The sequence below is a fragment of the Stenotrophomonas humi genome (assembly GCF_001431415.1).
GTDB classification, from domain to species: domain Bacteria; phylum Pseudomonadota; class Gammaproteobacteria; order Xanthomonadales; family Xanthomonadaceae; genus Stenotrophomonas; species Stenotrophomonas humi.
On the sequence record NZ_LDJI01000011.1, the window covers coordinates 48,558 to 73,904 of the forward strand.

18 protein-coding genes are annotated in these 25,347 nt (G+C 65.6%); 11 read left to right on the forward strand and 7 right to left on the reverse strand.

Going from position 1 to position 25,347, the window contains the following annotated elements; all coding sequences use genetic code 11:
• Positions 1 to 18 precede the first annotated feature (18 nt).
• Positions 19 to 1,626, forward strand: a complete 1,608-nt coding sequence (locus ABB26_RS05835; protein WP_161809013.1) for a ShlB/FhaC/HecB family hemolysin secretion/activation protein — start codon at positions 19 to 21, stop codon at positions 1,624 to 1,626.
• A gap of 27 nt (positions 1,627 to 1,653) precedes the next feature.
• Here the strand turns inward: ABB26_RS05835 and recQ are convergent, their stop codons facing one another.
• Together recQ and ABB26_RS05845 are read right to left on the reverse strand one after the other, a co-directional pair.
• A complete protein-coding gene (gene recQ, locus ABB26_RS05840) occupies positions 1,654 to 3,459 on the reverse strand; it encodes a DNA helicase RecQ (RefSeq protein WP_057632743.1) in 1,806 nt (601 codons plus the stop codon).
• A 304-nt stretch (positions 3,460 to 3,763) separates the two neighbouring features.
• Positions 3,764 to 4,315 carry a Dps family protein gene (locus ABB26_RS05845; protein WP_057632744.1) on the reverse strand — a complete coding sequence of 184 codons (552 nt, stop codon included), beginning with the start codon at positions 4,313 to 4,315 and terminating at the stop codon, positions 3,764 to 3,766.
• Between the two features lie 88 nt (positions 4,316 to 4,403).
• Between ABB26_RS05845 and hrpA the strand changes: the two genes are divergently transcribed.
• Positions 4,404 to 8,501: an ATP-dependent RNA helicase HrpA gene (hrpA, locus tag ABB26_RS05850; protein ID WP_057632745.1), complete on the forward strand. Its 4,098-nt coding sequence runs from the start codon at positions 4,404 to 4,406 to the stop codon at positions 8,499 to 8,501.
• 96 nt (positions 8,502 to 8,597) lie between these two features.
• On the opposite strand, the gene ABB26_RS05855 is transcribed toward hrpA, so the two are convergent.
• Together ABB26_RS05855 and ABB26_RS05860 are read right to left on the reverse strand one after the other, a co-directional pair.
• Positions 8,598 to 9,140, reverse strand: a complete 543-nt coding sequence (locus ABB26_RS05855) for a DUF4124 domain-containing protein (RefSeq protein ID WP_057632746.1) — start codon at positions 9,138 to 9,140, stop codon at positions 8,598 to 8,600.
• A 90-nt stretch (positions 9,141 to 9,230) separates the two neighbouring features.
• Positions 9,231 to 9,746, reverse strand: a complete 516-nt coding sequence (locus ABB26_RS05860; protein WP_057632747.1) for a hypothetical protein — start codon at positions 9,744 to 9,746, stop codon at positions 9,231 to 9,233.
• Positions 9,747 to 9,881: 135 nt separating this feature from the next.
• On the opposite strand from ABB26_RS05860, the gene ABB26_RS05865 reads away from it, so the two are divergent.
• The gene (locus tag ABB26_RS05865; protein WP_425477245.1) at positions 9,882 to 11,969 is read left to right on the forward strand and encodes a RelA/SpoT family protein; all 2,088 of its coding nucleotides are present in this window, start codon (positions 9,882 to 9,884) and stop codon (positions 11,967 to 11,969) included.
• A 61-nt stretch (positions 11,970 to 12,030) separates the two neighbouring features.
• Positions 12,031 to 13,578: a coiled-coil domain-containing protein gene (locus ABB26_RS05870; RefSeq protein ID WP_245626144.1), complete on the forward strand. Its 1,548-nt coding sequence runs from the start codon at positions 12,031 to 12,033 to the stop codon at positions 13,576 to 13,578.
• A gap of 23 nt (positions 13,579 to 13,601) precedes the next feature.
• On the opposite strand, the gene ABB26_RS05875 is transcribed toward ABB26_RS05870, so the two are convergent.
• Positions 13,602 to 15,725, reverse strand: a complete 2,124-nt coding sequence (locus ABB26_RS05875; RefSeq protein ID WP_057632748.1) for a glycosyltransferase — start codon at positions 15,723 to 15,725, stop codon at positions 13,602 to 13,604.
• A gap of 96 nt (positions 15,726 to 15,821) precedes the next feature.
• On the opposite strand from ABB26_RS05875, the gene mrcB reads away from it, so the two are divergent.
• The 4 genes from mrcB (at position 15,822) to tsaB (ending at position 21,760) form a co-directional block, all read left to right on the forward strand.
• Positions 15,822 to 18,245 (forward strand): penicillin-binding protein 1B, encoded by a 2,424-nt coding sequence (gene mrcB, locus ABB26_RS05880; RefSeq protein WP_057632749.1) that lies wholly within the window; start codon positions 15,822 to 15,824, stop codon positions 18,243 to 18,245.
• 17 nt (positions 18,246 to 18,262) lie between these two features.
• Positions 18,263 to 18,784 (forward strand): tetratricopeptide repeat protein, encoded by a 522-nt coding sequence (locus ABB26_RS05885; protein ID WP_425477246.1) that lies wholly within the window; start codon positions 18,263 to 18,265, stop codon positions 18,782 to 18,784.
• 129 nt (positions 18,785 to 18,913) lie between these two features.
• Positions 18,914 to 21,043 (forward strand): DNA repair helicase YoaA, encoded by a 2,130-nt coding sequence (yoaA, locus tag ABB26_RS05890; protein ID WP_057632751.1) that lies wholly within the window; start codon positions 18,914 to 18,916, stop codon positions 21,041 to 21,043.
• Between the two features lie 9 nt (positions 21,044 to 21,052).
• On the forward strand, positions 21,053 to 21,760 hold the full coding sequence (gene tsaB, locus ABB26_RS05895) for a tRNA (adenosine(37)-N6)-threonylcarbamoyltransferase complex dimerization subunit type 1 TsaB (protein WP_057632752.1): 708 nt from the start codon (positions 21,053 to 21,055) through the stop codon (positions 21,758 to 21,760).
• Between the two features lie 189 nt (positions 21,761 to 21,949).
• On the opposite strand, the gene ABB26_RS05900 is transcribed toward tsaB, so the two are convergent.
• Entirely contained in the window at positions 21,950 to 22,840 is an 891-nt protein-coding gene (locus ABB26_RS05900; RefSeq protein WP_057632753.1) for an energy transducer TonB family protein, read from the reverse strand.
• Complete coding sequence (gene gshB, locus ABB26_RS05905) at positions 22,837 to 23,787, reverse strand: glutathione synthase (RefSeq protein WP_057632754.1); 951 nt, start codon at positions 23,785 to 23,787, stop codon at positions 22,837 to 22,839. Before gshB ends, ABB26_RS05900 begins: the two co-directional genes overlap by 4 nt.
• A 240-nt stretch (positions 23,788 to 24,027) precedes the next feature.
• Here gshB and pilG point away from each other — a divergent pair, with 240 nt between their 5' ends.
• The 3 genes from pilG to ABB26_RS05920 are packed head-to-tail and all read left to right on the forward strand — an operon-like array spanning position 24,028 to position 25,340.
• Entirely contained in the window at positions 24,028 to 24,429 is a 402-nt protein-coding gene (pilG, locus tag ABB26_RS05910; RefSeq protein ID WP_057632755.1) for a twitching motility response regulator PilG, read from the forward strand.
• Between the two features lie 18 nt (positions 24,430 to 24,447).
• Positions 24,448 to 24,810: a response regulator gene (locus tag ABB26_RS05915; RefSeq protein ID WP_057632756.1), complete on the forward strand. Its 363-nt coding sequence runs from the start codon at positions 24,448 to 24,450 to the stop codon at positions 24,808 to 24,810.
• Positions 24,810 to 25,340 (forward strand): chemotaxis protein CheW, encoded by a 531-nt coding sequence (locus ABB26_RS05920; RefSeq protein ID WP_057632757.1) that lies wholly within the window; start codon positions 24,810 to 24,812, stop codon positions 25,338 to 25,340. The genes ABB26_RS05915 and ABB26_RS05920 overlap by 1 nt, the downstream gene beginning before the upstream one ends.
• The last annotated feature ends 7 nt before the right edge of the window (positions 25,341 to 25,347 follow it).

Below are 25,347 nucleotides of genomic sequence, written 5' to 3' on the forward strand. Positions count from 1 at the left end.
AACCACAGGAACAGAAACATGTATCGAGGGATGCTCCTCATCGGCAGCGCGTTGTTGCCGTGCATTGCCAGCGCGCAGTCGACCACCACCAGTGAGGGCCAGACTTCGCAGCGGATCGATGACTACTACGAGCAGCGTCAGCCGCTGCAGCCGCGCAAGCCGGTGCTGGATCCGCTGCAACAGGAAACGCCAACCAGTGACGCGCCGGCTGCGGGCGATGCGACGACACGATTCCTGCTGAAGGAGGTCAGCTTCACTCCCTCCGAGCTGCTTGCGAGCGAAACACTGGACACCATCCGTACCCGCTACCAGGGGCGTGAGGTGAGCCTGGCGGAGTTGAACCAGATGGTGGCCGAGGTCAACGCGGCCTATGAGGCGCAGGGAATCACCACGGCCAAAGCATTGCTGCGCGAACAGTCCATCGAAGACGGTCGCGTGGAAGTCACCCTGCTGGAAGGGCGGCTGGGGCAGCTGCAGGTAACCGGCGAGGGTAAAGTGCCGGTGCGCTTTGTCGAAAAGCGCGTGCACCAGCCGGTGGGTGAGGTGGTACAGACCGATCGCCTGCGCGATGACCTGGTCTACCTCAACCGCACCAGCGATCTGCAGGTGCGCGCACTGTTGCGGCCGGGTGAAACCGCAGGGCAGACCGATATCGTGCTGATGACCGAAATGCCGGATCGCCGCAACTGGGGCGTGTTCGTGGACAACTCGGGTGTGGAGAGCACAGGCCGTGAACGTTACGGCGTGCAGGGGCAGTTCTGGGGGCTGGCAAGCATCAACGACCTGTTGGCCGGCTCGGTGGCGTATTCGCGCGGTGGATTGGAAGGACGTGTTTCCTACTCAGGCATCATCAACCAACGCAATGGCCGCCTGGGCGTGAATGTCTCGCGCAATCAGATCAACATCATCGACGGCGCCTACCGCGACCTCGACATCACTGGTGAATCCACCAATTACGGGGTCGACTTCACCCAGCCGTGGATCGCGAACCAGCATTGGCTGCTGTCCACCGTGGCCAGCATCGGTCGCAGCAACTCGACTTCGGAAATCGCCGATGTTCAGGTCTCCGAGATCGATTCGACCGTCATGACGTTGGGGCTGAACACCGGTTACCGCAACGATGGCTATGACTGGACCTTCTACCAGGGCGTGTCGCGCATCCAGACCGACGAAACCCTGGCCAAGGGGCGCAATTTCACCACCGCCAACGGTAGTACGTCGTGGACGCAGCGCATTGGCGCAAGCGGGTTCCTGTATCGCGCGCAGTTGGGTTGGCAGTTCACCAATGGTGACTTCCTGCCATCGAGCAACCTGTTCCAGGTAGGTGGTATCGGCAGTGTGCGGGGCTATGTGCGCGGCGCCCTGTCAGGGGTGAAGGGCTACTTCGGCAGCGTGGAGCTGCACCGTCCGTATCGGCAGGCACACGATATATATGTGTTCTTCGACCACGGCGAGGTGCGGGGTGACTTCCCGACGGCCGCCAGCATCAGCAGCGTGGGGCTGGGCATGAACGGACAGTTCGCCCGCCGTTACAGTTACAGCCTGGACCTGGGGCACCCGCTGGATGATGTGCTCAAGGATCAGGACAGCGTGCGCGCCGATTTCCGCATCAGCGCACGCTGGTAACAGCACGCAGGCGCGGGCAGCGGCGGATCAGCCCTGCTCGCGCACGATTTCCACCAGCCGCTCGCCGTAGCGTGAAAGCTTGCTGCCACCAATGCCGCCGACGCGGCCCAGCGCATCGACGCTGGTCGGGCGTTGTTCGGCGATGTTGCGCAGGGTGCTGTCGTGGAAGATCACGAAGGCCGGCACGTTCTGTTCGCGTGCCAGTTCCGCACGCAGCCCACGCAGGGCGTTGAACAGCACCAGATCCTGAGGCTGTACCGGCAGGCCGGTGCGTGGGCCGCCGCTACGCTCGCGTTCGCGGGCGACCGGGCTTTCGCGGCGCATCATCATCTGTCGGCGGCCCTTGAGCACGTCGCGGCTGGCATCGGTCAGACGCAGACCGCCATGGGCGGTCGGGTCCACTTCCAGCAGGCTGGCGGCAACCAGTTGGCGGAACACGCCACGCCAGCTGCGTGCATCCAGATCGCGGCCGATACCGTAGGTGCTCAACTTGTCGTGGCCCAATTGAATCAGGCGCTCGGCATCGCTGCCACGCAGGATGTCGATCAAGTGACCCACGCCGAAACGCTGGCCGCTTCGGTAGACGCAACTCAGTGCCTTCTGTGCCGGCACGGTCGCATCCCATGCGGCTGGCGGGGTGAGGCAGTTGTCGCAGTTGCCACAGGGCTTCGGGTAGGTCTCGCCGAAGCCGGCGAGCAATACTTGGCGGCGGCACTGCATGGATTCGCAGTAGCCGAGCAGGTGGTCGAGCTTGGAACGTTCAAGCTGCTTGCGTTCCTCACCGGCCTCGGATTGCTCGATCATCTGTTTGAGCAGCACCACATCGCCCAGCCCGTAGCACAGCCAGGCTTCGGCGGATTCGCCGTCGCGGCCGGCGCGGCCGGTCTCCTGGTAATAGCCTTCCATCGACTTGGGCAGGTCGGTATGCGCGACGAAGCGCACGTCCGGCTTGTCGATGCCCATGCCGAAGGCGATGGTGGCGCACATCACGATGCCGTCTTCGCGCAGGAAGCGGCGCTGGTTGGCCGCGCGCGCCTCGGCCGGCAGGCCGGCGTGATAGGGCAGGGCATTCATGCCCTCCCTGCACAGGAATTCGGCGGTCTCCTCGACCTTGCGTCGCGACATGCAGTAGACGATGCCGGCTTCGTCGCGGTGGTCCTTGAGGAAACCCAGCAACTGCCGCTTGGCGTTGTCCTTCTGCACCACGGTGTAGCGGATGTTGGGGCGGTCGAACGAGCTGACGAAGTGCCGTGCCTGCGACAGGTCCAGGCGCTCGGCGATCTCGCGCTGGGTGGGCGGGTCGGCGGTTGCGGTCAGGGCGATGCGCGGAATTTCCGGCCAGCGCTCATGCAGCACGGTCAGCTGGCGGTATTCCGGACGGAAATCGTGGCCCCACTGCGATACGCAATGCGCCTCGTCAATGGCGAACAGCGCAATCCGGCTGCGTTCCAGCAGGGACAGGAAGCGTCCGGTCAGCAACCGCTCCGGTGCGACATACAGCAGCTGCAGCTCGCCCGAGAGCAGCTCGCGTTCCACCCGCGCCGCGGTTTCGGCATCCAGGGTGGAATTGAGGAACTCGGCGCGGACACCGGCTTGGCGCAGTGCTTCCACCTGGTCCTGCATCAGCGCGATCAGCGGGGAGATGACGATGCCGCAGCCGTCGCGCAGCAGCGCCGGGATCTGATAACACAGGGATTTGCCGCCACCGGTAGGCATCAGCACCAGGGCATCGTTGCCACTGGCGACGTGTTCGACGATGGCCTGCTGGTCGCCGCGGAAACTGTCGTAACCGAAAACGCTGGAAAGCAGTTCTTGCGCGGGACTGTGGGGCATCGGCGTAGTTTACCCGCTGCCGGGGGCTGGCCGGGTTGCCGGTTGCCGCGTGGAGCTGTGCGAGTGGCTGAAATCCGCTGTAGGGCGGCTGGTGACGAGGTCTTGTGGGGGAGAGCCATCCGTTAAAGGTCCCCCTCGCCATCCTTCCCCTCTGCCTGCGGCGGAAGGGAGGGGGTCTGGGGTGGAGGCCCCTTGAGTCAAGGAGGCGTGCTAAAGGTGGCCGGATATGCCAGCCAGAGCAAGCAGGGTCCGGGGTTTGCGCGGCAAACCCCGGAAACCCGCCAGGGGCGGAAGCCTGGTGGGATTACTGCAGCAACGAGCGCAGCATCCACGCGTACTTCTCGTGGGTCTGCAGGCGCTGGGTCATCAGATCTTCGGTCGGGGCGTCGTCGGCGTCGTCGGCCACGTCCAGAACCTTGCGTGCGGTGCGGCACACTGCCTCGTTGGCGACGACCAACTGGCGTACCATCTCCCGCCAGTCTGCGCTGTCGGTCAGGCCCGGTTCTTCGGCAATCGAGGTCAGGGCGGCGAATTCGCGGTAGGAGCCCGGGGCATTGAAGCCCAATGCGCGGATGCGTTCAGCAACGTCGTCCAGGGCTGCCCACTGTTCGGTGTACTGGGTTTCAAACATGGTGTGCAGCGAGTTGAACATCGACCCGGTGACATTCCAATGGAAGTTGTGGGTCTTCAGGTAGAGCGTGAATGCGTCTGCCTGGAAGGCAGCCAGCCCATCGGCGATCTTCTTGCGATCGCCTTCCTTGATCCCGATATCGATGTTCGGGGCCGATGGGGCCGCCGATTCCAGTTTCTGCTTGCCGGTCTTGGTCTTTACCGGTGCTGCCTTGGTCTTCGCCATGGGGAAATCCTCCTTGTGGATGAGATGGCTTTCACGATAGATCAGACTAACCCTTCAGATGTGATCAAAGTTTTAACCGATTCGATTGATGAGCACTATCAACAAACCTTCCGCTCCCTCTCTGCACTCGCAGCAGCTCGCCGTCGATGGGGCCATGAGCCGCGATCGCGGTCGCCTGCTGGGGATGCTCGCGCGCTGGCGCGCCAAACCCACCGATGCCGTCGTGGGGGCCGCGTTCGAGCAGGCCCTGCAGGCATCGGTGCAGCGACGTGAGGCGCGGGCGCTGAACCTGCCGGCGATCACTCTGGACGACAGTCTGCCGATCGCACGTGAAGCCGAGCGCATCACCGCGCTGATCCGCGACCATCAAGTAGTGGTGATCGCCGGTGAGACCGGTTCGGGCAAGACCACCCAGCTGCCCAAGCTGTGTCTGGCTGCTGGCCGTGGCGTGGCCGGGATGATCGGTTGTACCCAGCCGCGACGGATTGCCGCACGTGCGGTGGCCACCCGCGTGGCGCAGGAGCTGAAGTCCGAGCTGGGCACGGTGGTCGGCTACCAGGTACGCTTCACCGACCGCGTCGGCGATGACACCCGCATCAAATTCATGACCGACGGCATCCTGCTGGCTGAGATCAGCAGTGACCGCTGGCTGTCCAACTACGACACGATCATCGTCGACGAGGCGCATGAGCGCAGCCTCAATATCGACTTCCTGCTCGGCTACCTCAAGCAGCTGCTGAAGAAGCGCCCCGACCTGAAGCTGATCGTCACCTCGGCCACCATCGATACCTCCCGCTTCGCCCAGCATTTCGACGATGCGCCGGTGATCAGCGTGGAAGGCCGCACGTTCCCGGTGGAAGTGCGTTATCGCCCGCTGGAAGGCGGGTCCGGCGGTGAAGGTGAGGATCGCGATGGCGAGCGCACCGTCAACGAGGCAGTGGTGGCGGCGGTGGATGAAATCACCGGGATAGACCCCCGCGGCGACATCCTGATGTTCTTCCCGGGCGAACGTGAAATCCGCGATGCGCACCAGGCGCTGGAGCGCCGCAAGTACCGCGAAACCGAGGTGCTGCCACTGTACGCGCGGCTGTCGGTGAAGGACCAGGATCAGGTGTTCAACCCGGGCGGCAAGCGGCGCATCGTGTTGGCCACCAACGTGGCGGAAACCTCGTTGACGGTGCCGCGCATCCGCTATGTGATTGATCCGGGTTTTGCCCGGATCAAGCGCTACAGCCCGCGGCAGAAACTGGACCGTCTGCATATCGAAGCCGTGTCGCAGGCCAGCGCCAACCAGCGCAAGGGCCGTTGCGGCCGCGTTTCCGAAGGCATCTGTTACCGGCTCTATTCGGAAGCCGATTTCCAGTCGCGCGCAGAGTTCACCGATCCGGAAATCCGCCGTTCTTCGCTGTCCGGCGTGATCCTGCGCATGTTGCAGCTGGGCCTGGGCCAGATCGAGAAATTCCCGTTCCTGGAAGCGCCGGACGAACGCGCCGTGGCCGATGGCTGGCAGCAGCTGGCCGAGCTTGGTGCGATCGATGGCGAACGCAAGCTGACCGCGATCGGTCGGCAGATGGCGCGCCTGCCGGTGGACGTGAAGCTGGCCCGCATGCTGGTGGCCGCGCAGGCACAGGGTTGTCTGCGTCCGATGCTGGTGATCGCCTCGTTCCTGGGTATCCAGGACCCGCGCGAGCGTCCGCCGGAAGCGCGCGCCGCGGCCGACAACGCGCACGCGCTGTTCGCCGATGGCCGCTCCGAATTCGTCGGTGTACTGCGGTTGTGGGATGGCTACCGCCGGGCCCATGAAGACCTGACCCAATCCAAGCTGCGCGATTGGTGTGGCCGGCATTTCCTCGGTTTCCTGCGCATGCGCGAATGGCGCGAACTGCACCGCCAGCTGCGGGTGCTGTGCGAGGAGCTGGGCTGGAGCGAAGAGGCTGCGGCAACGGCGCTGGAACCGTTGCTGGCCGGTTCGTCTGCGCCGGCACCGGCGCGTGACGACGAAGCCAAGGCCAAGGTCACCCGTGGCCAGCAACACCGTGCCGCGCGCCTGGCCCGCGAAGGCAAGAGCGAGCCGGTAGCGGAGACCACCAAGGCCGCGCCTGCGAAATCCGCCAGCGACGACGCGCGTGGCGGGTTCAGTGAGAAGTTGCGCGCGGCCGCCTACCAGACGCTGCACCGCGCGTTGATCGTCGGCCTGCCGACGCAGATCGGACATCGCAGCGAGAAGGGCGATTTCCTTGCCCCTCGCCAGCGCCGCTTCCTGCCATTCCCCGGCTCGGCGCTCGCCAAACGGCCACCGCCATGGCTGCTGACCGCCACGCTGCTGGACACCCAGAAAATCTGGGGCCTGACCAACGCGGCGATCGAGCCGGATTGGGTGATCGCCGAGTTGCCGCATCTGCTGCTGCGCAAGCATTTCGACCCGCATTGGTCGCGCGCGCAGGGCCAGGTGCTTGCCTCCGAACAGATCAGCCTGTTCGGGCTGGTGCTGGCGCCGAAGAAGCCAGTGCATTACGGCCGCATCGCGCCGGGCGAAGCGCATGACATTTTTGTGCGGCAAGGGCTGGTCACCGGGGAAATCAACACCCGCGCCGGCTTTGTCGCCGACAACCTCAAGGTGCTGGAACAGGCGCGCGAAGAGGAAGCCAAGCTGCGCCGCGCCGGCATCGTGGCCGACGAAAACTGGCAGGCGCGCTGGTATCTGGATCGTATTCCGTCCGACATTCATTCGGCCACGGGCCTGGACAGCTGGTGGAAAGCGTTGCCGACGGAGCAGCGTCGCACCCTGCAGTGGACGATGGCCGATCTGCTGCCGGGCGAGGGCAGTGAGCAGGACCGCTATCCCAAGTATTTCCCTCTGGGCGATGCACGACTGGCGCTGCACTACCGTTTCGAGCCGGGCGCCGAAGCCGATGGCGTGACGCTGGATGTGCCGTTGCACCTGCTCAATGCGCTGGACCCGGCGCGACTGTCGTGGCTGGCACCGGGCTTTGTTGCCGAGAAGGCCTCCGCGCTGATCCGCAGCCTGCCCAAGGCGATGCGCCGCAATTACGTACCGGCGCCGGACTTCGGCCGAGCATTCTTTGAAGCATGGCAGGAGCCTTCGGCCGATGACATCCGCGGCGAGCTGGCGCGTTTCCTGTCCAAGGCAACGGGTGCGACCGTCGCGGCAACCGATTTCGATCTTGATGCATTGGATTCACATCTGCTGATGAACCTGCGCCTGTGCGACGATCACGGCAAGTTGCTGGCGATGTCACGCGATCTGAATGCCTTGCGTGCACGTTTCGGCGAGCGTGCCGGCAGTGCGTTCGCAGAGCGTGCGGGCAAGGCGCTGGCCGCTGAAGAGCTACGCGCGTTTCCTGCGGTTGCCATCCCCGAACAGGTGCCGGGCGAAGCCGGTGTGCCGGCGTACCCGGCGCTGGTGGATACCGGTGATGCTGCGGCGCTGCGTATCTTTGCTGACCGCAACGAAGCGGCGCTGGCGCATCCAGGCGGCGTGCGGCGGTTGTTGGAAATCGCACTGGCCGACAAGATCAAGCAGGCGCGCAAGCAATTGCCGGTACCACCCAAGACGGGCCTGTTGTACGCAGCGATTGAATCGCAGGAGCGCTTGCGCGGCGACCTGGTGGACGCTGCGATGAACGCCGTGTTGGCCGATGGTCTGGCGGACATCCGTACGCCTGAGGCCTTCGAGCTACGTCACGCGGATGCCGCCAAGCGGCTGTTCGCCGAGGCGATGGCGCGGCTCAAACTGGCCGAGAGCATTCTTGGCCTGGTTGGCGAGTTGCGGCCGCAACTGGAAGCGCCGTTGATGGGCTGGGCACGCGGCAATCTGGACGACATGGAAGCGCAGTTGGCGGGGCTGGTACACGCCGGCTTCCTGCGTGAAACGCCGGCCGATGCATTGGCGCAGTTCCCGCGCTACCTCAAGGCGATGATCCTGCGCGCCGAGCGGGCAAAGCGGGATCCGCCGCGTGACCAGGCACGGATGCTGGAGCTCAAGCCGTTCATCGATGCGTTGAACGAAGCGCGCGTGCAAGGTCGTGCCGGCCGTCCGGAATGGGCCGCATTGCGCTGGGATATCGAAGAATTGCGGGTGTCGTTGTTCGCGCAGGAGCTGGGCTTCCGGTCCGGCATTTCCGCCAAGAAGCTGGCCCAGCGCGTGGCGGCATTGCGCGGTTGATCCGCCCCGTCACTGGCTGAAACGAAGTCAGTCGCAACGCCAGTGTTGTGCGGACCACAGTCGACAGGTGCGGGGCATCCCCGCCTGTCGCAAGCCTCAGCGTGCCGGTGTCTGGGCCGGGCGGTGCATGTCAAGGCAGCGTTGGCGCGCGGCCGTCATCTGCGTATGCGCGTTGCCATGCTCGCGGGTGATGGCCTGGCGGAAGGTGGCCATGCGCGTACGCAATGCCTGGCTGCGTTCTGCATCCGGCGCGTTGGCCAACTGCTCGCCAAGCATCGTCATCTGCTGCTGCAGCGTGCTCACGCGGTCGTTGGATGGACCGTAAACCGACGCAGTCGCGTTGGCGATGCAGGTGCGCTCGGCCGCACGGTTGGCTTCCAGCTCGCTGTTGGCCGCCGCCGCGCTGGCACTCTCGCTGGCTTGCCCGGGCTCCTCGCCGGCTGTCGGCTCCGACGTCGACGCCGCGGGTGCCACCACCGGCGTAGGCACAGAGTGCTCACGCAGCTTCATCGGCTCGGCACGCGCATCGCAGGGGTTCTCGGAGTACATGGTTTCGCCGGATTTGCCCTTGCACTTGTAAACCTGTGCAAAGGCGCTGGCCGGCAGCAGCAACAACAGAACGATCAGGAAGGCGCGCATGGTGGTGACGTCGTCTGGCGATGGGTGGGCACTGCGCCAGACCCTCCCGTCAGGTTCGCATCGGGGAGGGCAGGCATGCGGGGGCGGGGGTTACTTGGTACGGCGCACCTTGGCACGAGTATTGAGCCCATCAACCTGCAGGTACCACACGCCCATCAGGCCGGGGGTGATGCGCACGTCCGGGGTCTGCTTACGCACGCCAGCAGCACTGGCGTCATCGATCTGTTCCCAGATCTGGCCGTTGTCCAGGGAGAACTGGCGGCCCTTGCCGAAGCCTGTGAACTCGCCGGTCATCCGCGATCGGATCGGTTCGCTGGAGCCGAAGTCATAGAAGCCCCGGTTCTTGACGATGACTTCCTGCCGGCCTTCTTCGCGCGCCTGCTCCAGCGCCACACTCGTGGCCTGTTCGACCTTGCCCTGCAGCCAGTTGTTCAGCGCGGCAAGTTCCTGCGCACTGAGCTTGTCCAGGCCGGCGGCCTTGAATTCGGTCTCGGACATCTGCTCCTGCAGGTTGCCGGTCACCGTGCGCTGCGCATGGGCGCTGGACAGGGCGGAAAGTGAAAGGGCGGTGAAGGCAAACAGTACGGCCAGGCGCGGAAGCTTCATGGGTAATTGTTCCCGAATGCGGTTGGGCGCTAGTGTAGGGGTAACCGTCTGCAATTGAATGCTGTGAACCGCACCTCCTCTCCTGGCCTGGATACGCTGCTGCAGCGCGCCTCCACCCGCGCCCTGTCCGAGCCGCTGCAACACGCGTTGCTGAGCTGCTGGCAGCAACCCGACACCGACCACACCCCACGCCTGCCCTGGCCGGTGCTGGCCGATACGCTGGACTCGCTGGCGCTGTTGTCCGCCGACGAAGGCGTGATTGTGGCCGCGCTGTTGTTCGACCTGCCGGGCCTGCGCATGCGTCTGGCCGAGTTGCCATTGGGGGCGGCTGCCACCGCAGTGAGCGGCCTGCTGGATGGTCAGGAAGCGGCCGACCAGGTCTGGGCACTGCATGCCGGGCGTGAGGCAGGGCGCAATTCCGAAGGACTGCGGCGGCTGTTGCTGTCCATCATCCACGACCTGCGGGTGGTGCCGATCCTGCTGTCGCGACAGCTGGCCAGCATGCGAGCGGCCGACAAGCTGCCCGACGCCGAGCGTCGCGCGCTGGCCCAGTTGACCCGCGACATCCACGCACCGCTGGCCAATCGCCTGGGCATCTGGCAGTTGAAGTGGGAGCTGGAAGACCTGGCGTTCCGCTTCCTCGAACCGGAAACCTATCGCCACATCGCGCGCGAGGTGGACGAAACCCGCATTGCCCGCGAGCGCTATGTCGAAGCGGTGAAGAAGAAGCTGTCGGCGGCGCTGGAGGAGCAGGGCATCCGTGGTGAAGTCAGTGGCCGGCCGAAGCACATCTACAGCATCTGGCGGAAGATGCAGAAGAAGCAGCTGGCTTTCGAGCAGCTGTATGACCTGCGTGCGGTGCGGGTGATGGTGGATGACGTGGCTGCCTGCTACGCCGCGCTGGGCGTGGTGCACGCGTTGTGGACCCCCATCCCCAGCGAGTTCGATGACTACATCGCCCGGCCCAAGGCCAACGACTACCGCTCGCTGCACACGGCGGTGATCGGCCCGGAAGGGCGCACCATCGAAGTGCAGATCCGTACCCACGAAATGCATGCACAGGCCGAGCTGGGTGTGGCCGCGCACTGGAAGTACAAGGAAGGCGGCAAGGGCGCAGAGAAGGCGTTCGACCGCAAGATCACCTGGATGCGGCAGCTGCTGGAACACGCCCAGGACCCGGGCAGTCCCGAGGACCTGGCTGGCGCGCTGGATGCCGAGTTGATCGAGGACCGGGTCTACGCGCTCAGCCCCAAGGGCGAGGTGATGGACCTGCCGGCCGGCGCAACGCCGTTGGATTTCGCCTATCACGTACACACGATGGTCGGGCACCGTTGCCGTGGCGCCAAGGTCAACGGGCGCATCGTGCCGTTGGGCTACAAGCTGCGCAGCGGTGATCGGGTGGAGATCCTGACCGGCAAGGAGGCGGATCCCCGCCGTGATTGGCTGCTGCTGTCCAACGGCTTCCTCGCAAGCGCGCGCTCTCGCGAAAAAGTACGCAACTGGTTCCATAAACTGGACCGTGCCCGCAACGTGCAGGCCGGTCGCGATCTTCTGGAACGCGAACTCAAGCGGTTGGGCCTGCAGCACTCGGATCTGATGGTGGCCGCGCGCAAGTTCCATGCCGACAGCGTGGACGATCTCTACATCCAGGTGGCGCTGGGCGACACCGGTCCGAACCAGGTCAGTCGTGCCCTGCTGGAAGCAGAGAAAGCGTTGTTGGCCCCCCCGACGACCCCGCTCCTGCCGCGCCCGACCGCACGTCGCGGCAGTACCGGGAAATCCGATTTCACCGTGCAGGGCGTGGGCAATCTGCTGGTACAGCTGGCGCGCTGCTGCCAACCGGTGGCCGGTGAGCCGATCCAGGGCTATCTGACCCGGACCCGTGGCGTCACCGTGCATCGCATGGACTGCGTCGCGCTGGCGCGTTTGGCGGCCGCGCATCCCGAGCGCGTGCTCCCGGTGGAGTGGGGCCGCACCGGCACCGGCTACGAAGTGGATGTCATGGTCCGCGCGATGGATCGGCGCTGGCTGTTGAAGGACATCACCAACCTGATCGCGCAGGAAGACGCCTACGTCACCGACATCAACAGCGACAACGTGCGTGACAGCGGCAGGGTGCAACTGCGCCTGCGCCTGAAGGTGAGCGATTACGGCCAGCTCTCCACCCTGCTGGGCAAACTGGATGCGCTGCCGGGCGTGGACGAGGCACGCAGGCTCGGATAACGGGCCTGCGCGCAGGTCCCGCGACAAACCGTAGACGGCTTCTGCCAGTAAGCTTGTTGGTATGGAGAACTGGCGGCAGCGCTGCGGACAGGCATTGGAAACGCTCGGCGAACGGCTGCGGCTGTATCTGCGGTGGTGGGTGGCGCGTGGTTGGAACAGTCCGCGCGCGTGGCGTTGGATCGCCTTGGGCGTGGCTCTGTTGGCGGTAGTGCTGGCGATTTTCCGCCAGCCGTTGGCGGACACGATGTGGCCGGAAACCCGGGTCCAGCAGCTGCTGGATGATGGCCGCAAAGCGCTGCAGCAAGGTCGCCTGAGTGCACAGGACGGCAGTGGTGCGCGCGAGCTGTTCGAAGCTGCGGCCGCATTGGATCCGGACCGTAGCGATGCCCAGCAGGCATTGGCGCTGACCGGGCAGGCCGCCTTGAACCAGGCCCGCGCGCATCTGGCTGCGGGTGATTACCCGGCCGCTACCGCTGCGCTTGAACTGGCGCGACAGCTGCAAGCGCCTGCGGCCGAGATCGATCCACTGGCTGCCGCATTGCCGCGCGATGCGCACGAGCGCGACAGCGTTGAACAGTTGCTGCACCAGGCAGAGGCCGCGCAGGCGGAAGGACGGTTGGACGAGGGCGCAGACAGTGCGCTGCCGCTGTATCAACGCGTACTCGCCGTGCAGCCGGATCGGATGCACGCACTGGAAGGACGTGATGAAGCTTTGTCCGACCTTTTGGCGAAAGCCACGCGTAACGCTTCGTCAGGCGACCTTGCTGCTGCCGCTGCCCTGCTCAAGCGGGTGGAAAGCTATGACCCCGGGCATGCCAACCTGCCGTCGGCAAAGGCTGCATTGAACGGCGCGCTGGAACGGCGTAGCCGCCAGGCCGAGCGTGATCTGACGCGCGGGCAACTCAAGAAGGCGGCTGAAGGTTTTCAGCAGGTGCTGGCGCTGGGCGAAGACGCGGTCGCCCGGCAAGGGCTGCAGCGCGTGCTCCTGCTGCAGACGCAGGAAGTGGCGCGGCTGGCGGGGGATTTTCATTTCGAGCAGGCCGAACAGGCCTTGGCGCAGGCGCGCGCACTTGCACCAGACAGTGCAGAAGTCGGCGCCGCCGCGCGCACCCTGCAGCGTGCACGTGCCGCACAGCGATCCATGGAAGCACCGCTGCCGGCAGCCGGTCGCGAGCGTCGATTGAAGGAACTGCTCGCCCAGCTGGACGTTGCCGAAGCCCGCGAACAATGGTTGTTGCCGCCGGGCAACAGCGCCTATGACCGATTCAAGGCCGCGCAGGCACTGGCCCCGCAGGACCCGCGGGTGAAGCGTGCGGCCGCTCGCATTCTGCCGGCCGCGCGCACCTGCTTTGAAGACAACCTGCGCGGCAACCGTCTGCGCGCGGCCCGCACCTGCCTCGATGCCTGGCAGGCACTGGCACCGACCGATGCCGGCCAAGCACCGGCCCGGCGGCGTCTGGCGCAGCGCTGGATCGCGGTCGGCAGCGAACGCCTGGGTGCCGGCGACACCGTCTTCGCCGCACAGGCCCTGGCACAGGCACAGGAAATCGACGGCACTACCCCGGAAATCCGCGACTTCGCTGAACGCGTACGCACGGCGGTGCCGTAGCCGCGAAGGCCCTGCGTCGGCGGTCAGTGACCACCGACGTCCGTTGCAGGATGGAAGAATACGCGCTGTACCGCCTGGCGGGCGGCATCCATCGAAAAGTGCCGGGCTATGTTGCGCAGGCCGTTCTCGGAGAGCTGCTGCCAAAGCAGCGGGTCGTTGTACAGACGTACCGTCGCATTGGCGAACGTCTGCGCGTCGTCTGCGACCAGTACATCCTCGCCATCGTGCAGGTGCATGCCTTCCACCGCGCAGGTGGTGGCCACCAGCGGTTGTCCATGGGCCATGCTCAGGTTGATCTTGCCCTTCACTCCTGCCCCAAAGCGCAGCGGTGCCACGGCAATGCGCTTGCCGTCCATGTAAGGCGTCACGTCGGGGACGTAACCATGAACAATGACGCCGGCCTGGTGGGCGGCCAGGGTGCGGATGCTGTCGGGCACATCGGCGCCAATGCAATGGAAGCGCACATCGGGGAGCTGCTCGCGGATCAGCGGGAACACCTCGCCGATGAACCATTGCATGGCATCCAGGTTCGGCAGGTGCAGGAACCCACCGACAAACACCAGGTCCTGGCGCTGAGCCCACTCCGCACCGTGCCCGGCGATTTCGTGCAAGTTGGAAATCAGTTCGACATGCACGCGTGGTGCATCGGCGGCCAGCTGGTCTTTCTCCGCGGCACTGACCAGTACGGTCACGTCGGTGGCATCCATCACCGCCAGTTCGCTGGCGCGGGTGCGTTCGGCGCTGCGCAGCAACCCCGCGTCCGCAGCCACCTCGGCGCCACGCCGCTCGCGCAGGTAGTGCAGATCAACCGTGTCGAAGACGGTGCGGGCCTGTGGCGCGAACTGCCTGACCAGCGGCAGGCATTCGTTGGCGACGTGGTAACGCACCATCATCACCGTCGTGAAGCGTGCGCCGTTGTCGCGCAGCCAGCGGGTCACGCCTTTCAGGAACGGCGCGTGCCAGACTTCCACGCCCATGGCCTGAAGGGCCTCAGTGGCCTTGCCGGCATGCAGGCCGCGGGTAGGGACGAACACCACATGCGCGCCATTCTCCAGCAGCATGCGGATCAAGTTGACCTGGCGCAGCGAGGCCGAATCGCGATCCGGCTGCGGTACCGATTCGTCCAGGATCAGGATCTGCGCCTGATCGCGGTGCTGGTTGGCCGGCGTCGGCACTGTGCCGGCGGGCAGTTGCCGGCGCAGTGCGTCGTGCCACTTCGCAGCGAACACCTGCTGGTTACGTACCTGGTAGGCCTTGATGCCGCTGCCGGTGTCGGTGCCGTTGCTGGTGCCTTCGTCGTGCACCACGCGGCTGGCTGGTTGCACCAGCACGCGTCGCCCGGCCGCACGCACCTTGAACGCAAGGTCGGTGTCTTCGTAGTAGGCCGGTGCGTAGCGGGTATCCAGCCCGCCGAGCTGCTCGAACAAGGCTTTCGGGATCGCCAGTGCCGCGCCGGAGCAATAGTCGGTATCGCGCAGGCTGGCGAAGCGGGGGTCTTCGGCGGACTCGAAGCGGCCGTAGCTCCAGCAGCTGCCGTCGGCGAATACCACGCCGCCGGACTCCTGCAGGCGTCCATCCGGGTAGAGCAGCTGCGAGCCGACCAGGCCTGCATCGGGATTGCGCGCGAAGGTATCGAGCAGCAGGTCCAGCCAGCCCGGTTGCGGAACGGTGTCGTTGTTCAGCAGCACGACGTATTGCCCGCGACTCAGGCGCAGGCCGTCATTGCAGGCGGCGATGAAGCCGCCGTTCTGCGTACGGACGTGGTAACGAAGGCCCTTGATCTGCTGCATCCACTCGGCAGTGGCGTCGCTGCTGCCGTCATCGATCACCAGGATCTCGCAATCGGCCAGGGGCGGGTGCGCGGCCAGCGCGCGCAGGCAGGCCAGCGTGTGCTCGCAATGGTTGTAGACCGGAATGACGATGCTGGCCTGGGGATTGTCGCTGCAGCGGACGCTGAACGGCGCGAACGGGCCGCTGGCGGGTAGGAACAGGGGCTCGCGACGTGGCGGCGGCTGGCGGCGGCTATGCACGCCTACCCGGTGCAGGGTGGCGCGCCAGCCGCGGGTGCGCAGACTGGCCAGTCCTCGGCGGATCAGGCCGATGAAGCGCTTGAACTGATAACGCGCGTCGGCCAGTGACATCGACATTCCTTCGGAACTCCAGCTTAAGCAGGAAAACGTCTCCCGCCGCGCCAAGGGATTGCGCTGCGTTAGACTCGTGACAACTCACATTCTCGCATCCCCGTGCCACGACGCTACGATTCAGACGAATTCGACGACGATACCGACGACAGCAGACCGTTGTGGCGTAACCGCCTCATTACCTGGGGGCTGGCCGCCGTTGCGTTGGGACTGGGCTTCCTGATCCCCTATACGCTGTATCTGAACGGACAGGTCACGCAACGGTTCGGTGAGTTGCGCTGGCAGATTCCCACCCGTGTCTATGCGCGCCCGCTGGTGCTCAGCCCTGGGGTGGCGATGAACGCGGCCACGCTCAAGACCGAGCTGGCGGCGTCGGGTTATCGCGACGATGGCACCGGCACCAGCCCAGGCACCTACAAGGTGCAGGGCGGCACGTTCACCATTTCGAGCCGTGGCTACAACGACGTGGACGGCCGCGTGGCACCGCGTCAGTTGAGTGTTTCGCTGTCCGACGGGCAGGTGGGTTCGGTGCGCGAAGGCGGCAGCCGCACGGCGGTCAAGGCCGCGCGCCTTGACCCGGCACGTATCGCCACGTTGTACGGACAGAAGCAGGAAGAGCGGCGACTGGTGCGGGTGTCGGAGACGCCGGAGCTGCTGGTCACCGGCCTGCAGGCGGTGGAAGACAAAGACTTCGCGCGCCATCACGGCATCGACCTGAGTGGCATCGTGCGTGCGGTTTGGGTCGCGGTGCGCAGTGGCGGTGAAACCCGCCAGGGCGCCAGCACGTTGACCCAGCAGCTGGCTCGCAGTGGTCTGCTGGGCATCGGCAAGGAACAGACACTTACCCGCAAGTTCAATGAGGTGCTGTACGCGCTGATCATGGAAGCGCGTTACGACAAGGCCACGATCCTGGAGGCTTATCTCAACCAGGTTTACCTGGGCCAGCGCGGTGGTCAGGCCATCCATGGCGTGTCTTCGGCGGCAGAATTCTGGTTCGGGCGTGATCTCAATGCGCTGACCACCGAGCAGGTGGCGCTGCTGATCGGGCTGGTAAAGGGGCCGTCGTACTACGACCCGCGGCGCAACCCGGAGCGTGCGCTGGACCGTCGCAACTTCGTGTTGGGCAAGCTGCGCGAAAGCGATCTGATCGACGATGCCGAGTACCAGCGAGCGTTGAAGGCCCCGTTGGGCGTGTCCAAGACCGCGGGGCTGGCGGCCGCCAACCGGTTCCCGGCGTATATCGACCTGGTGCGTCGCCAGCTTGGCCACGATTATCCAGAGAACGTGCTGCAGGGCGCGGGCCTGAATGTCTTCACCGGCATGTCGCCCTCGGCCCAGGCGTATGCCGAAGGTGCGGTGGCGCACACCATAAAATCGCTGGAGAACAAGCGTCGCCCCGAGCTGCAGGCCGGCCTGGTGGTGACCGATGTCCATAACGGCGACGTGCTGGCCGTGATCGGCAGCCGCGACGTGGCCGAGCCGGGTTTCAACCGCGCCATCGAGGCGCAGCGGCAGGTGGGTTCGCTGCTCAAGCCGTTCGTCTATCTGCTGGCGCTGGCGCAGCCGGATCGCTTCTCGCTGGCCAGCTGGGTCGACGACTCTCCGGTGACGGTCAAGCTGAGCCGTGGCCGCAACTGGACCCCGGGCAATGCCGACAACCGCAGCCACGGTACGGTGCGGTTGATCGACGCGCTGGCCCGTTCCTACAACCAGGCCACGGTGCGGGTGGGCATGCAGGTGGGGCCGGAGCGCCTGACCCAGCTGATCAATGTGCTGGCCGGGCTCAAGGCGGACTCCAATCCGGCGGTGATCCTCGGCGCGACCGACCAGAGCCCGTATGGCATGGCGCAGCTTTATCAGTTCCTGGCATCCGGCGGCGAAATCCAGCCTCTGCACGCGGTGCGTGGCGTGGTTGATGCGCAGGGCAAGCTGCTCAAGCGTTACGACAAGAACCCGGCGCCGGCGCAGGAAGGTGACTCGATTGCCGCCAACCTGATCAGCGTCGCGCTGCAGCAGGTGGTATCCAGCGGCACTGCCGCACGCCTCAACGCCGATGGCCTGGCGCGACTGCAGCCGGCCGGCAAGACCGGCACCTCCAATGATGGGCGCGACAGCTGGTATGCCGGCTACACCGGTGACCATCTGGCGGTGATCTGGATGGGCAACGACCAGAACGAGCAGACCGGCTTGTTTGGTTCCACCGGCTCGATGCGGGTGTGGTCGGGCATCTTCCGCAACCTGCCCAGCAAGCCGCTGCATGTGAACAACAAGGGACTGGATTGGCAGTACGTGGAGGCCAGCGGCAGCAATGCCACCGATGAAGGTTGCCCCGGCGCGCGCCGCTTCCCGTTCGTGGTCGGTTTCGCGCCGCAGTACGTGCCCTGCACGATGCCCGCCGAGGCCACGCCGGTGGAAGGCGAGGGCGACAGCCAGCAGGAAGGTGGCGGTTGGCGCAGCTGGTTTGGCATCGAGCCCAAGCAGCCTGAACCAACCACTGCTCCCCCAGCAGAAACCCCTGCGCGATAATGCCAGCCATGAACAATATGCCTCTGATCCGCTCCGTCCTGGCCGCCACGGCCGCCTCCCTGTTGCTCAGCGCCTGCATCAGCGCGCCACCGGCCACACCGAAGGTGGTCGACAGCACCACGCCGGCACAGCGGCTGGCTGCGGTGGAGGCCATTGCCGGCGTCGATGACACCGAGCTGTCAGTGCAGCCGCTGCGCGATGCACAGGTGGCTGACCTGCACACATCGGCCATCGCCAAGCGCAACGCGGGCGACCTGGATGGCGCCGCCGAGGCGCTGAACCAGGCGCTGCTGCTGGTCGACAACGATCCGGCGATCCTGCAGGAACGCGCCGAAGTGGCGCTGCTGCAGGCCGATTGGCCGCGCGCCGAGTTGCTGGCGAAGAAAGCGGTGGACCTGGGCTCGCGTACGGGTCCTTTGTGCCGTCGGCACTGGGCCACCATTGAACAGTCACGCCTTGCCCGCGCCGAGAAGGAAAACGCCGTCTCTGCACATGCACAGATCGAAGGCTGCACGGTGCCGGGCATCAAGCGGTTTTGATTCCGGAGTGGGGAACCGGCACTTGGGAGCCGGGAATGCCGGGCTCAATGCCGGGTTCCAGAGCAAGCAACGGCTGATCATGAACCCTGCATCCCTGGTCCCCCGCTCCCCAATCTCAGCTTCACAGTCATGTCCTCGCTAGTCATTGCCAGCCAGGAAGCATTGAGTGAAGGGGGCGCGCTGGCGCGCCAGCTCGATGCGTTCGTGCCGCGTCCGGCGCAGCTTCGCCTGACCGGCGCCATCGCCGAGGCGTTCCAGCAGCGCGACGTCCTGCTGGCCGAGGCTGGCACCGGCACCGGCAAGACGTTTGCCTATCTGGTGCCGGCGTTGCTGTCGGGTTTGAAGACGATTGTCTCCACCGGCACCCGCGCATTGCAGGATCAGCTGTATCACCGTGATCTGCCGCGCGTGCGCGCCGCGTTGGGCGTCGGCCACCGTGCCGCGCTGTTGAAGGGACGTGCCAACTATCTTTGCCGCTACCGGCTTGACCAGGCCCGCGGTGAGCCGCGTTTCACCAGCAACGAGCAGGTGGCGCAGTTCCAGCGCATCGTGACCTGGTCCGGGCGCACCCAGTACGGGGATGTCGCCGAGCTGGACGGGTTGGCCGACGATTCGCCTTTGCTGCCGATGGTCACCTCGACCGTGGACAACTGCCTGGGCACCGACTGTCCGTTCTGGGACGACTGCTTCGTGGTGCGTGCGCGCCAGCGTGCGCAGGAGGCGGACCTGGTGGTGGTCAATCATCATCTGCTGCTGGCCGACCTGGCACTCAAGCAGGAAGGGTTCGGCGAGATATTGCCGGGTGCGCAGGCCTTCATCATCGATGAGGCGCATCAGCTGCCGGAGCTGGCGGCGAACTTTTTCGGGGAAGGCTTCGGCATGCGCCCGTGGCAGGAACTGGCGCGTGATTGCCTGGCCGAATGTCGCAGCGTGGCGGGTGCACAGGCCACGTTGCAGCAACCAGTTGCCACGTTGGAACTGGCGCTGCGCGAGCTGCGCGAGGCCATGGAAAAGCTGCCGCAGCGCGGGACGCGCTGGCGCGCCCTGGCCGTGCCACAGGTTGCCGAAGGTTTTGATGCGGTGTCGGCGGGGTTGATGCAACTGCGCGATGCGCTGGCGCTGCTGCGCGAAGCATCGCCCGGTCTGGATGCGTGCCATGCGCGGGCACAGGAAGGCATGGCGCGGCTGTCGCGCTGGCTGGATGAAGGGATTGTGTCGGCAGTCGATGAGTGGGATATCGACGATGCACCGCCCGCTGCAGAACCGCACACGTCAACGACGGATGCTGCCGCTCCCATTTCCGACTCCCTGTTCCCCGTTTCCGGCTCGCAAGCCGACAACGACGTGCTCTGGTACGAACTCACCCCGCGCGGATTCCGTTGCCAGCGCACGCCGATGGATGTCTCCGGCCCGCTGCGCGAGCATCGCGAACGCTCCATGGCGGCCTGGGTGTTCACCTCGGCCACGCTGACCGTGGGCGGGGACTTCGCGCATCTGGCCAAGCGGTTGGGCCTGGATGATCCCGATACGCTGGTTCAGCCCAGCCCGTTCGATTGGCAGCAGCAGGCACTGTGTTATCTGCCACAGCAACTGCCCGATCCGGCTGCGCGCGGTTTCGGTACAGCCTTGATCGCCACGCTGTGGCCGGTGCTTGAAGCCTCGCAGGGGCGTGCGTTCCTGCTCTTCGCCTCGCACCGTGCGCTGCGGGAGGCGGCCGACGCACTGCGCGATGGTCCTTGGCCGCTGTTCGTACAGGGTGAGGCGCCACGCGCGAGCCTGCTGCAACGGTTCCGCGAATCCGGCAATGGGGTGCTGCTCGGTTCGGCCAGCTTCCGCGAAGGCGTGGATGTGGTCGGTGATGCGCTGAGCGTGGTGGTCATCGACAAACTGCCGTTTGCCGCGCCGGACGATCCGGTGTTCGAAGCGCGCCTGGATGCCATCCGCCGCCAGGGCGGCAATCCGTTCCGTGACGAACAACTGCCGCAGGCGGTGATCGCCCTGAAGCAGGGCGTGGGCCGGCTGATCCGCAGCGAAACCGATCGCGGCGTCCTGGTGCTGTGTGACCCGCGTTTGCTGACCAAGGGCTATGGCCGCGTGTTCCTCGATTCGCTGCCACCGTTCCGGCGCACGCGTGAGCTGGCCGATGTGCAGGCCTTCTTTGCGCGACAATGGGCGCCGGAGCCGGATGCTGCGGCCCTCGCTGCCGATGCGTCATCCTCCGATCCAGGCTCCGTCGAGCCACCTTTTTCCCTGTCGTGACTGTCTGCCATGAAGCTGCTTGCCTTTGAAACCGCCACCGAAGCCTGTTCCGTCGCCCTGCATGTGGATGGTCAGGTGCTGGAGCGCTTCGAGATCGCGCCGCGTCGGCATGCCGAGCTGAGCCTGCCGTGGGCCGAACAGTTGCTGGCCGAAGCCGGCATCAGCCGCAACCAGCTCGACGGCATCGCCTTGAGTCGTGGCCCCGGGGCGTTCACCGGCGTGCGCCTGGCCATCGCCATCGCGCAGGGCATCGCCCTGGCGCTGGATCGCCCGCTGTTGCCGGTATCCACGCTGCAGACGCTGGCGATGCGCGCGCCGCAGACTGCATCGCAGGTGCTGGCCAGCATCGATGCACGCATGGGCGAGATCTATGCCGCGTGTTTCGTGCGCAATGCTGGCGGTGAGCTGCAGCTGCAGGGCAGCGAAGTGGTGATCGCGCCGGAGGCATTCGAATTGCCCGCCGACGAGTCCGGGTGGGCCGGGGTAGGCACGGGGTTTGCCGCTGTGGAAGGTGTGCTTGCCGCGCGTTTCCATTCGCGCCTGACCTCGTTGGATGCACAAGCATTGCCCTGTGCGTCGGACGTATTGAGAATCGCCGTCCCGGCAATGCTGCGCGGCGAAGGCATCGCTCCCGAACTGGTGCAGCCAGCGTATCTGCGCGACAACGTCGCGCTCACCCTGGTCGAACAGCAGGCGTTGCGTGATTCAAAGCGTTGAACCTGCGGCCGTGCGGTCGAGTGCAGGCGCGGCTTCAGCCGCGAAGCCATTGACGTCAAACGTTGCCGACCTGCCTGCAATTGCAGCCGTGTTCGCCATCGGAAGCATCGCCTGCTTCGCCGCTGAAGCCGCTGCTACGACAGGCGCGTAGCCCGGGCAGAGGCGGCGGCTAAGCAACGTATGGACCGCTCAACGATCGTCGTGCAGCTGCCCGCCGGGCAGGAACACCCAGGTGCGGGTGACCTGCAGGATGTCGATGTCGTCCGTGGTCCTGGGTAGTGCGGGAAACGGCTGCGCCAGTTCAATCACCCGCAACGCGGTGGAGTCCAGCAACGGCACGCCACTGCTGCGCAGCACGCGGCTGCTTTCGACGCTGCCATCGCGGCGCACGCCGACGCTGATCACCACCTGGCCTGCCAGGCGACGACGACGGGCTTCGTCGGGATAGTTCAGGTTGCCCACGCGTTCGGCGCGGTCCACCCATGCACGCAGGTAGTTGGCGTAAACGTACTCGCGGGTGCTGGCTGAAACGAACTTGCGGTTCGGGCGCTTGGCGTACTGTTCCGAGCGCAGATGTACTTCGGCCGCCAGGCGCGCCATTTCCGCATCACGCTGCTCGCGTGCGGTCATCGCTGCCGTGGGGTCGGGGTGGTCCGGCAAAGGTTGCGACTGCGCGTCGGCCACGCGGTCCTCGCCGTGTGCGCTGGTCACCACCCGCGCCTGTGGCGGGGGCGGCGCGGCAGCGGCCTGCTGCTGCAGCGGTATCGGCGCCAGTCCATCCTGCGCCTGCGGCACGACGCCAGCCTGGCTGTCGCGCGGGCGCTGTGCCTTGTCGTGGTCACCACCGCCCTGTTGATTGGCCTGGGCCAGGAAGTCGGCCTGCTTGGGCGTCAGCGGCGTACTGGTCTGGCTGAAGATCACATCCAGCGTCGGCACCAGCGGTGCGTTGTCGCTCACCGCAAAGCCCACGCCAAGAATCAACAGGCCATGCACCAGCAACGACAGCACCAGCGTTGCCGTCAGGCGTTGTTGGTCGGTGGCGCGGGGCGCCACGGGCAGTGAGCCGGCGGTGGCACTCATTGTTTCAGGCTGGTCTCGATCACGTCGAACAGCTGCCCGGCGATGTTCAGGCCGTACTGCGCGTCCAGCTCGCGTACGCAGGTAGGGCTGGTGACGTTCACTTCGGTCAGGTAGTCGCCAATCACGTCCAGCCCGACGAAGCGCATGCCGCGGCGCTTCATCTCCGGGCCGACCTGGGCAGCGATCCAGCGATCCCGCTCGCTCAACGGGCGACCTTCGCCACGCCCGCCCGCCGCCAGGTTGCCGCGGAACTCGTCGCCCTGCGGGATGCGCGCCAGGCAATAGTCCACCGGCTCACCGTCCACCAGCAGGATGCGCTTGTCGCCGGCGCTGATGTCGGGGATGAAGCGCTGTGCCAGGGTCTGGTTGCGGCCGCCATCGGTCAGCGTTTCCAGGATCACGTTGAGATTCGGGTCGCCGGTGCCGCTGCGGAAGATCGAGCGTCCCCCCATGCCGTCCAGCGGCTTGAGCACGGCCTGGCCATGCTCAAGCACGAAGGCCTTCAGCTCGGCCGCATCGCGGCTGACCAGGGTCGGCGGGCAGCATTGCGGGAACAGCAGGGCGGCGAGCTTCTCGTTGAAGTCGCGCAGGCCCTGCGGGTCGTTGACCACCAGCGCGCCGGCCTGCTGGGCGACACTGAGGATGTGGGTGTCGTACAGGTACTCGCCGTCGAACGGCGGGTCCTTGCGCATCAACACCACCTGGCCGGGGCCGAAGTCCAGCGGCGCGAACTCGCCCAGGGTGAACCAGTCGGCCTTGTCATCGCGCACCTGCAGCGGCGCGACATGGGCCACGGCCTTGCCGCCGTGCAGCGACAGGCCGCCCGGGCGCACGTAGTGCAGCCGGTGGCCACGGCGCTGGGCTTCCAGCAGCATGGCGAAGGTGGTGTCCTTGCCGATCTTGATGTGGGCGATGGGGTCCATCACCACGATGACGTCTAAAAGCATCGGGGAAATCCGTCAGGTCAGGGGGCGATGTTAGCGGTTCGGGGCGGGGGCGCCCAGCGCGCGCGGCGGCGAGGGGAGGCTGAATGGAGCTGCGCTGAATTTGAGACGTGGATCACATTGATACTGGTTGCAGGCGTATCTGATCGGCGTTGCTTGACAGTTCGCCGCAGGGCTGGGATATAGATGCGCTTTCACGGTGACATCGCGTTCGATGTGCGCCGCGTGTCCGGGGACTAGCAAATGGTTGAAAACATGACTGCGGGTGGGGAACTCGCAGGGTTGAAGGTGATGGTCATCGATGACTCGAAGACCATCCGGCGCACGGCTGAAACACTGCTCAAGCGCGAAGGCTGCGAGGTCGTGACCGCGACTGACGGCTTCGAGGCCTTGGCCAAGATCGCCGACCAGCAGCCGCAGATTATTTTTGTCGACATCATGATGCCGCGCCTGGATGGCTATCAGACCTGCGCGTTGATCAAGGGCAACCAGCTCTTCAAGTCGACCCCTGTGATCATGCTTTCTTCCAAGGATGGCCTGTTCGACAAGGCTCGTGGCCGCATCGTCGGTTCCGAGCAATATCTCACCAAGCCATTCACTCGCGACGAACTTTTGGGTGCCATCCGCACATACGTCAACGCCTGACCAGGGGGGAAAGGCACAATGGCTCGAATTCTTTTGATCGAGGACTCACCGACCGACAGGGCGGTGTTCACGCAATGGCTGGTCAAGGCTGGCCACGAAGTTCTGGCGGCCGACAACGCCGAAGAAGGCCTGCAGATGGCCCGCGACCAGGGTCCACAGCTGGTGCTGATGGACGTGGTGTTGCCGGGCATGAGCGGTTTCCAGGCCACCCGCGCGCTGTCGCGTGACGAGGCCACGCGGAACATCCCGGTGCTGATCGTCAGCACCAAGGGCATGGAAACCGACAAGGCCTGGGGCATGCGCCAGGGCGCTACCGATTACATCGTCAAACCGCCGCGTGAGGATGACCTGATCGCGCGGATCAACAAACTGGTGGGTTGATGCGTTCTCCCTTCGACATCCTTGAAGCCTACGAGCGGCGCAGCCTGGCGCATGCCGTGCAATTGCCTGAGCGCAGTTATTCCCAGGATGTCTGGCGAGGCGTGGGCTACCGCGTTGGTAGCCGCCACCTGGTGTCCGATTTCCGTGAAGTAGTCGAAATCGTGCCGATGCCGCCGGTCACGCCGGTGCCCGGTGCGCAGGGCTGGCTGCTGGGCGTGGGCAACCTGCGCGGCAACCTGTTCCCGGTGGTCGATCTGAAGTACTTCCTCGAAGGTGAGCGCACCGCACCGCAGGAAGGCCAGCGCGTATTGATCATGCGCCAGGCCGGTGGCGACGTGGCGCTGGTCATCGACGAGTTGTATGGCCAGCGCAGCTTCGAGCAGCAACTGGAAGTGCCCGCGGCGGATATCGCACAGGGCCGCTACGCGCACTTCGTTGAGCGCGCATTTGACGATGACGGGCGCCGCTGGGGCGTTTTCTCGCTTTCGCTGCTTTCCCGCACTCCTGAATTCCGGCAAGCGGCCGCCTGATCGGCGC

Bases quoted from the DNA above. Each gene is read 5' to 3' on its own strand.
- ABB26_RS05845 (WP_057632744.1), bottom strand. From the start codon at position 4,315: ATGGCGAAGACCAAGGCAGCACCGGTAAAGACCAAGACCGGCAAGCAG.
- ABB26_RS05855 (WP_057632746.1), bottom strand. From the start codon at position 9,140: ATGCGCGCCTTCCTGATCGTTCTGTTGTTGCTGCTGCCGGCCAGCGCC.
- recQ (WP_057632743.1), bottom strand. From the start codon at position 3,459: ATGCCCCACAGTCCCGCGCAAGAACTGCTTTCCAGCGTTTTCGGTTAC.
- ABB26_RS05870 (WP_245626144.1), top strand. From the start codon at position 12,031: ATGGAGAACTGGCGGCAGCGCTGCGGACAGGCATTGGAAACGCTCGGC.
- yoaA (WP_057632751.1), top strand. From the start codon at position 18,914: ATGTCCTCGCTAGTCATTGCCAGCCAGGAAGCATTGAGTGAAGGGGGC.
- ABB26_RS05885 (WP_425477246.1), top strand. From the start codon at position 18,263: ATGCCTCTGATCCGCTCCGTCCTGGCCGCCACGGCCGCCTCCCTGTTG.
- tsaB (WP_057632752.1), top strand. From the start codon at position 21,053: ATGAAGCTGCTTGCCTTTGAAACCGCCACCGAAGCCTGTTCCGTCGCC.
- ABB26_RS05915 (WP_057632756.1), top strand. From the start codon at position 24,448: ATGGCTCGAATTCTTTTGATCGAGGACTCACCGACCGACAGGGCGGTG.
- ABB26_RS05835 (WP_161809013.1), top strand. From the start codon at position 19: ATGTATCGAGGGATGCTCCTCATCGGCAGCGCGTTGTTGCCGTGCATT.
- hrpA (WP_057632745.1), top strand. From the start codon at position 4,404: ATGAGCACTATCAACAAACCTTCCGCTCCCTCTCTGCACTCGCAGCAG.
- ABB26_RS05860 (WP_057632747.1), bottom strand. From the start codon at position 9,746: ATGAAGCTTCCGCGCCTGGCCGTACTGTTTGCCTTCACCGCCCTTTCA.
- ABB26_RS05900 (WP_057632753.1), bottom strand. From the start codon at position 22,840: ATGAGTGCCACCGCCGGCTCACTGCCCGTGGCGCCCCGCGCCACCGAC.
- pilG (WP_057632755.1), top strand. From the start codon at position 24,028: ATGGTTGAAAACATGACTGCGGGTGGGGAACTCGCAGGGTTGAAGGTG.
- ABB26_RS05920 (WP_057632757.1), top strand. From the start codon at position 24,810: ATGCGTTCTCCCTTCGACATCCTTGAAGCCTACGAGCGGCGCAGCCTG.
- gshB (WP_057632754.1), bottom strand. From the start codon at position 23,787: ATGCTTTTAGACGTCATCGTGGTGATGGACCCCATCGCCCACATCAAG.
- ABB26_RS05875 (WP_057632748.1), bottom strand. From the start codon at position 15,725: ATGTCGATGTCACTGGCCGACGCGCGTTATCAGTTCAAGCGCTTCATC.